General features: G+C 71.3%; 2 protein-coding genes. One reads left to right on the forward strand and one right to left on the reverse strand.

What is annotated here, in order from left to right; all coding sequences use genetic code 11:
• Window positions 1–548 (forward strand): prolyl oligopeptidase family serine peptidase (locus tag BN903_RS08775; RefSeq protein WP_048077382.1); only part of this gene is annotated, 548 nt, incomplete at its 5' end.
• Window position 549: 1 nt separating this feature from the next.
• On the opposite strand, the gene BN903_RS08780 is transcribed toward BN903_RS08775, so the two are convergent.
• On the reverse strand, window positions 550–892 hold a 343-nt coding region (locus tag BN903_RS08780; RefSeq protein WP_048077383.1), incomplete at its 5' end, for a metallophosphoesterase.

Raw genomic sequence — 892 nt, forward strand, 5'->3', positions numbered from 1 at the left:
CGGGACTCACCGACAGCGACCACCTGGCGGTCGCGGGCGGGTCGAACGGCGGGCTCTCCGTCGGTGCGGTCGTCACGCAGCGGCCGGAGCTGTGGGCGGCCGCGCAGTGCGCGGTCCCGCTCTTGGACATGCTGCGGTTCCACCGCTTCCTGCTCGGCGAGTCGTGGACGACGGAGTACGGCCACCCGGAGGACCCGGAGGCGTTCGAGTACCTCCGGGCGTACTCGCCGTATCACAACATCGACCCCGACGAAAGCTACCCGCCGGTGTACTTCACCACGGCCGCGAGCGACACGCGGGTCCACCCCTCACACGCCCGGAAAATGACCGCGCGGCTCCAGAACGAGGCCGCGGGCGGCCCCTTCCTGTTGCGCACCAAGCCCGAGACCGGCCACGGCGTCGGCAAGCCCGCCTCGATGATCGTCGACGAGCAGACGGACTCGTGGGCGTTCCTCTACGAGCGGTTGGAGGTTGAAGTCGGGGACTGCGGTGACCGCGATTCCGCTGCGACCGATCGCACTGCCGCCGACCGCGACGACGGGGCGTGAGTCACTCGCCCTCGTAGAGGCGCTCGGCGGTCAGCTCCGGGAGGTCGGCCTCCCGGACCGCGACGGCGACGCGGTCGATGTCGTACTCCACGCGGCGCGTCTCGACCGCGTCGGTCCCGTCGGTCGTCGTGTCGAGGACCGCGTAGCCGGCTCTGGGGTCGCCGTCGCGCGGCTGGCCGACGCTGCCCGGATTACAGACGAACCCGCCGCCCGCCTCCCGGACGCCCTGAACGTGGGTGTGGCCGAGGACGATCCCGTCGTACTCGCCCATGTGACGGTCGAGGGTTGGGAACTCCTCCGGGTAGACGTAGGCGTCCTCGCGCTCGGCCGCGGGGTGAGAGTGA

This window comes from Halorubrum sp. AJ67 (genome assembly GCF_000513435.1).